Annotated in this window: 6 protein-coding genes and 1 tRNA gene; 6 read left to right on the top strand and 1 reads right to left on the bottom strand. The window is 59.2% G+C overall.

Going from position 1 to position 6,253, the window contains the following annotated elements; all coding sequences use genetic code 11:
* Positions 1-167 precede the first annotated feature (167 nt).
* The 5 genes from HW556_RS17770 to HW556_RS17750 all read left to right on the top strand — a co-directional run bounded on the left by HW556_RS17770 (position 168) and on the right by HW556_RS17750 (position 3,932).
* The gene (locus HW556_RS17770; RefSeq protein WP_246289712.1) at positions 168-1,196 is read left to right on the top strand and encodes an asparaginase; all 1,029 of its coding nucleotides are present in this window, start codon (positions 168-170) and stop codon (positions 1,194-1,196) included.
* A 294-nt stretch (positions 1,197-1,490) separates the two neighbouring features.
* Positions 1,491-1,577, top strand: a tRNA-Ser gene (locus HW556_RS17765).
* A gap of 343 nt (positions 1,578-1,920) precedes the next feature.
* Positions 1,921-2,214 carry a hypothetical protein gene (locus HW556_RS17760; RefSeq protein WP_176901463.1) on the top strand — a complete coding sequence of 98 codons (294 nt, stop codon included), beginning with the start codon at positions 1,921-1,923 and terminating at the stop codon, positions 2,212-2,214.
* Between the two features lie 120 nt (positions 2,215-2,334).
* Positions 2,335-2,565, top strand: a complete 231-nt coding sequence (locus tag HW556_RS17755; protein ID WP_176901462.1) for a hypothetical protein — start codon at positions 2,335-2,337, stop codon at positions 2,563-2,565.
* A gap of 302 nt (positions 2,566-2,867) precedes the next feature.
* Positions 2,868-3,932 carry a Fic family protein gene (locus HW556_RS17750; protein WP_176901461.1) on the top strand — a complete coding sequence of 355 codons (1,065 nt, stop codon included), beginning with the start codon at positions 2,868-2,870 and terminating at the stop codon, positions 3,930-3,932.
* Between the two features lie 458 nt (positions 3,933-4,390).
* Here HW556_RS17750 and HW556_RS17745 read toward each other — a convergent pair whose 3' ends face one another.
* Entirely contained in the window at positions 4,391-4,756 is a 366-nt protein-coding gene (locus tag HW556_RS17745; protein WP_176901460.1) for a hypothetical protein, read from the bottom strand.
* Positions 4,757-4,949: 193 nt separating this feature from the next.
* Between HW556_RS17745 and HW556_RS17740 the strand changes: the two genes are divergently transcribed.
* Positions 4,950-6,107 carry a DUF3616 domain-containing protein gene (locus HW556_RS17740; protein ID WP_176901459.1) on the top strand — a complete coding sequence of 386 codons (1,158 nt, stop codon included), beginning with the start codon at positions 4,950-4,952 and terminating at the stop codon, positions 6,105-6,107.
* Positions 6,108-6,253: the final 146 nt, after the last annotated feature.

The following is a 6,253-nucleotide window of genomic DNA, read 5'->3' as shown; positions in this document are numbered from 1 at the left end:
CGCGGGGTGTCGGTAGAGGAAGTAGCCGGGGCCACCCCCCGCAACCCCCTGGCGCTGTTTGGAGAAACCAGAACGGCGTAGGGGCGGGGTTTAGCTTCGCTGTCCTTCGGTTGTCCCCGCCCCTACGGCAGCGTACCTTTATCACCCCATCACCCCAAACTACCTCCTTGGAAACATCCATTCTTGTCATCTACACCGGCGGGACGGCCGGCATGGCGTACAACAAGCGCGGCGAGCTGGTGCCGATGAAGTTCGAGCAGATCCGGCGCAAGATGCCTGAACTGCGCCAGCTGAATATGGCGGTGGAGGTGGTGAACCTGGGCGAGCCGATTGATTCGAGCAATGTTACCCCCGACGACTGGCTGCGCATGGCCGCCCTCATTGCCGACAAATACGACCAATACGACGGCTTTGTGGTGTTGCACGGCACCGATACCATGGCCTATTCGGCGGCGGCACTGAGCTTTCTGCTCGAAAACCTGGGCAAAACGGTGGTCTTTACCGGAGCGCAGGTACCCGTGGGCGGTATCCGGACGGATGCGCGCCGCAACCTGGTAACGGCGCTGGAAATGGCCGCTGCCCGCCACCCCGTGGGCAACACGGTGCGCGTGCCCGAGGTGTGCCTGTTTTTCAACGACCTGCTGATTCGGGGCAACCGGGCCAAAAAGGTGGAAAGCCAGCAGTACGACGCTTTTCGCAGTGAAAACTACCCGCCTTTGGCCCAGGCCGGCATCGAGCTCATGTTCCACGACAAGCAGATAAGGATGCTGCCCGCCGGTAAGCTGCACGTTCATCAGCGCTTCGATGAGCGGGTGGCCCTCATCCGGCTGTTTCCGGGCCTGAGCGAGCGGGTGCTGAGGGCCCAGCTGGAGCTCGACGATTTGCGCGGCTGCGTGCTCGAAACCTACGGCTCGGGCAACGCGCCCACCGCGCCCTGGTTCCTGCAGTGCCTGCGCGAGGCCTCCGACCGGGGTGTGCTGCTCTTCAACGTGAGCCAGTGCGAGGAGGGCCGGGTGCTGCAGGGCCGTTACGAAACCAGCGCCTACCTCTCGGAGCTCGGCATTGTGGGCGGCGATGATATTACGGTGGAAGCCGCCATCACCAAGCTTATGTTCGTGCTCGGCCTGAACCTGGAATCGAGCCCGGCCCGCCGCCTGCTGGCCCAGGACCTGCGTGGGGAAATAACGCCGCTGTAGCGCCACCAGAACGGGCACGCCCGAAGTGACTTCGCCGCGCTACCCTTCGATGAAACGATGTCACCAGCACGATGTAGGGGCGGGGCTTGTCCCCGCCCGCCGTTCGCGCCATTGCCACGGTAACCGTTCAACGACAACCGTTCAACGGCGTAGGGGCGGGGACAAGCCCCGCCCCTACGCCGTGCTTATAGCGCCTGAAACACCGTGCCAGCGGCACTGCTGGCCCAGCTAAAGCGGCGGGGGCTTGCGTTTCCGGAAAATCGGGTGTTATTTTGCGCCTGCTTAACCACACCCAGAGGGGTGTCCGAGTGGTTGAAGGAGCACGCCTGGAAAGTGTGTATGGGTGCAAGCTCATCGTGGGTTCGAATCCCATCCCCTCTGCAAAAAGCCCGTTTCTGATTCAGAAACGGGCTTTTATCTTTCTCGGGGTACATGTAGGGGTACACACCCCACCAGCGGAGCCACCGCAAGCCCCGACCGTTAGCCAGAAGTGCGCCGGCCGCGTATCTTTGTTTCACCCGCCGGGTAAGTAGTTGCCAGCTCCTATCTACGGGCAAAGCCCCGCGTTCCTCAATCGAGGGCGCGGGGCTTTTTCATACTTTGGCAGCAACTTGCCTAGAATGCTGACAATCTAAACCACCCTTTTTCTGAACAAGTATAGCTGTCTGAGGCTTGCCTTACCTTTACTTTCGTATCCTAGCTTGCGCCTTATCTCTTTCTCGTCATGAACAGTAACGTTACGCTTAACTTCAACCAGCGGGGAATCCTGGGTATCTCCCTGATTGTCTTCGGGCTCGTGCTCGCCTTTGGTGCTAAACGAGTCGGTATCGGGTCCGAACTCATCCTGCGCGGGATGCATGCGCTGGCCTTCTTCACCGGCTTGGTGGGGTCGGCCTTTTTTTTCAGTTACACCCACCGGCAGCGCTTTGCGCAGATGAAGTCTGCACTGATTGGAATTGCAGTTATCGGCGTCGTAACGATTACCCAAGCCTTATTTTCTCAACGCTCGTTTTGCTAGTCGGACCGTTTTGCTGAACGACATATAGAATGCCTGTGAAGGAAAGTCTCAATAACGGAAATCGATGTATTCTGGTAAGCTGTAACTTGTTGGCTCACTCCACATAACCCCTTTTACCCAATGGCTTTTATTTCCATCAAAGACCCTCAAAATCCCCAAAATCAACACGTCATTAATATTGATAATGTTGTGAGCATCAAACGAGAAGTAAACCAACAGACGCCTGATCGTTACGATCATGTCGTTGTCATCGCACATACATACTCAGTGGCAACAACATTTACTTACCCTGACGAGGCAAGTGCAAAGAGTGGATATGCAGACATGATTAAGTACTTAGGAGTGGTATAATAAGCGTAAAGCTTACCGTAAGCGGTCACTCTTTATGTTCCCCTGTTTCAGCCCCGACCCTTCACGGTTGGGGTTTTTTTTATGTTCTTGTCGGACCGATTCATAATGGCAAATCTATGGTGCATAGCTTGTAGCACTTCTTAAACGAACCCTCCTTTGAATGAACGGATCAATTTCAAGGCCCGACCCTTTGTAAGAGAAAAGTGATTTCTTTTACAAAGGGTTGTTGGCTTTGCAAAGAAATACCGAGTTTCTTTACACAGCCAACGGGGCTTTACCCGTGACGCTTTTCCCTTTCCCTCATGCCGACTGCCTGGCAACCGTCCGCGCTGCCGCCCACCGCCGAACTGGAAACGCGCGCCGTGCTCAAAAAACTGCCGGCGGCGCACCGGGCCCTGGCCGAACTCAAGGGCTTGGTAGCCGCCATCCCCAACGAGCGCCTGCTGCTCGACACGCTGCCCTTGCAGGAGGCCAAAGACAGCTCGGCCATCGAAAACATCGTCACCACCCACGACGAACTCTTCAACGCCGAACTCCAACTGGGCGACTCGCCCGCGGCCAAGGAGGTGCAGCGCTACGCGTCGGCCCTGCGCATGGGCACGGCGCTGGTCCAGCAGCACGGGTTTTTGAACACCAACCACATCGCCCGCATCCAGGAGGAGCTCAAGCGCGACGGCGGGGGCTACCGCAAGCTGCCGGGCACCGCCCTGAAAAACCAGCGGGGCGAGATGGTGTACACGCCCCCGCAGGACCCGGCCGTCATCCTGGACCTGATGGGGAACCTGGCGCAGTACCTCAACGACGATTCGTTGCACGACGTGGACCCGCTCGTAAAAATGGCCGTGCTCCACTTCCAGTTCGAGAGCATCCACCCCTTTTACGACGGCAACGGCCGCACGGGGCGCCTCCTCAACATCGTGTACTTGGTGCTCAAGGGCTTGCTCGACCTGCCCGTCCTCTACCTGAGCCGCTTCATTACCCAGCACAAAGCCGACTACTACCGCCACCTGCAGGCCGTGCGCGACACCGGCGACTGGGAGCCGTGGCTGCTGTACATGCTCACGGGCGTCGAGCAAACGGCCCGCGAGAGCATTGCCTTGATCACGGCCCTGCGCGCGCTGATGCAGGAGACGAAGCAGCGGCTGCGTCCCTATAAGTTCTACAGCCAGGATCTGCTCAACAACTTGTTCCGACACCCCTACACCCGCATCGAATTCGTGCAGCAGGAACTGCAGGTGAGCCGGCCCACGGCGGCGGGTTACTTGAACAAATTGGCCGAGGACGGCGTGCTGGTCAAGCAAAAGCACGCCAACTCCAACTACTACGTCAACCAGCCCCTGTTTGAGCTATTAGCCCAACTGGGATAACCCGCGCTGCTAGGCGGGAGTGAACGCCACGACACCGGGATAGACTTTCTAAATCACCGTTTTCCCAGACATTGCTCGGCTACTGGTAGCCGCCGTCTGGACAAGTAGGAATGATAACGGCCCCACTTCGGCCCTCGGTGAGCCACAACTCCGCTTGCAGTTGAATTACGCCGTAGATATGCAGGTAATGGAGTTTAAGCCCTAGAAGCCGTGAACTCGCGGCCGCTACCAACTCACCGCCAGTCGAGGCAGCGGCTTCTTGCGTCAGCAATTCGTCGGCAACGGAATAGTGCCCAGCTTGGCGGAGGGTCAAGGTGATGGCTTCCACTGAGAACGGTGCGGGCATGACGAGTGAAAGGTACAGATAACTATGAAATCCTCCTTAAACTGAATTGCCACGTTTAGCTTGGGACCGTTTCCCTGAACGGCTCTCGTACGAAGATGCCAGCAACCGCTGCCTAAGGGGGTACACGTTGCTCAGATAGATAAATGGGCTCGTGCTGGTAAGCAACCACCGCGTCGAACACATCCTTCTGGAAAGGCTTGGTGTCGAATGCCTTAATTTTGTCAAAGAAAGTGAGGCTGTCCAAAAAGCCACGCTTGGTGAGCTGCACCAAGTCCTGTTCCCCGACGCTGGCGTACGGAATGGCAATCTCGTAGGTGAACGCGTAGTTCGTCACGTTGCCGGATGCGTCGCGTGTGCGGCGGAGCCGCGGACGGCGGGGCTTGTGGAAGCCTTCAAATGGAGGTTCTTCGCAGATCAGACCCACGTAAACATCCAGGTTGGGACGGAAATACGGCTTGCTGGCAGCAATCGCTTGCACCAGTTGCCCAATTTCCCAGACAAGGGCGTTGAAGCCTTCGGTCCAAACGACAAAAGGAGCCTTAGATTGTGTCCTAGCAAATGCAGCGAGGTTGCCATAGGGCCTTAGCTGCCGCTCGCCAACCCCCTCGCGCCATTCTCCGTTTGCCCAGGGCCCGCCCGTTATTCTGATTTTCCTTGCTGCCCCCTACCCCATGCGCCGCCAGCCTTTCACCCTGCATTTCACCCCCGCGCTCAGTTTCAACGTCGCGAAGAAACACGTGCGCGATGGCCTCTCCTCCATGCTGCTCACCGACGACAACCTGTGGGTGAGCTGCGACGAACGCACCAGCCTGGAGCGGTTGCGGCGCACGGGCCCGCACGCGTTCGGCGAGCATTGCTCTTACCAACTGGCCGATTTGCTGGACTTGCCCAGCGGCGAAGATGCCGAAATTGATATCGAAGGCATGGCCACCGACGGCCACTACCTCTGGCTGGTCGGCTCGCACAGCCTCAAACGGAAAAAACCCGAAAAAGAAGGGGCCGACACCGCCGAGCAGCTGGCGCGCCTGGCCAAGGTGAAAGCAGCGCCCAACCGCAACCTGCTGGCCCGCATCCCGCTGCTGCGCAACCCCGCCACCGGCAATTTTGAGCTGCACAAAAAAGCCCCGCACCCCACCGACCCCACTCAGATGCTCCACGCCGCCCAGTTGCGCGGCACCGATGAAAGCAACGAACTGCTCGACGCCCTGGCCCACGACCCGCACCTGAAGCCGTTTCTGTCCATCCCCAGCAAAGACAACGGGTTCGACATTGAAGGCCTGTCGGTATCGTCGGGCAGCCACGTGTTTGTGGGCCTGCGCGGGCCCGTGCTCCGCGGTTGGGCCGTAGTGCTGGAGCTGCGCGTGGAAGAAGACAAGCCCGGTCGCCTGCGCCTGCACGCCGTGCCCGGCGCGGCCGAAAAGCACTACCGCAAGCACTTTTTGGACTTGGGCGGCATGGGCGTGCGCGAACTGCGCCTGTGCGGGGCCGACCTGTTGGTGCTGGCCGGCCCCACCATGGACCTCGACGGCACCATTGCCGTGTACCGCTGGCCCAATGCCACGCAGCAAGCGGCCGACAGCCTGCTTGACGCCAAACGAATGCGCCGCCTTTTCGACGTGCCCCACGGCCATGGCCCCACCGCCGGCCAGGACAAGGCCGAAGGCATGGCCTTGCTCGACGACCAGCACCTGCTCGTGGCCTTCGACAGCCCCGCCGATGCGCGCAAGCCCGGCCCCCATCAAGTGGTTATCGACCGCTACCCACTGGCCGAAGCGCTCGCCGCCGCTGAAAAGGACCGGCCCGTGAAAAGCCCACCGAGGAGCAAATAAATAGATGGTCCGAGGGTAAACGCGCGCCGTTCAGAAATAGGAGGAAATTAATAAAAGCCATCCATACGAGGCCCAGCAGAGCTAGCTTACGGCTGCTTCTGCACCGGAATGGTCACGGGCACCATGATACTCACGGCCACCGCATG

It is taken from the genome of Hymenobacter terrestris (assembly GCF_013377905.1).
GTDB classification, from domain to species: Bacteria; Bacteroidota; Bacteroidia; order Cytophagales; family Hymenobacteraceae; genus Hymenobacter; species Hymenobacter terrestris.
Note: the sequence above shows the minus strand (reverse complement) of the source record. Positions and strands in the feature narration are given on the sequence as shown.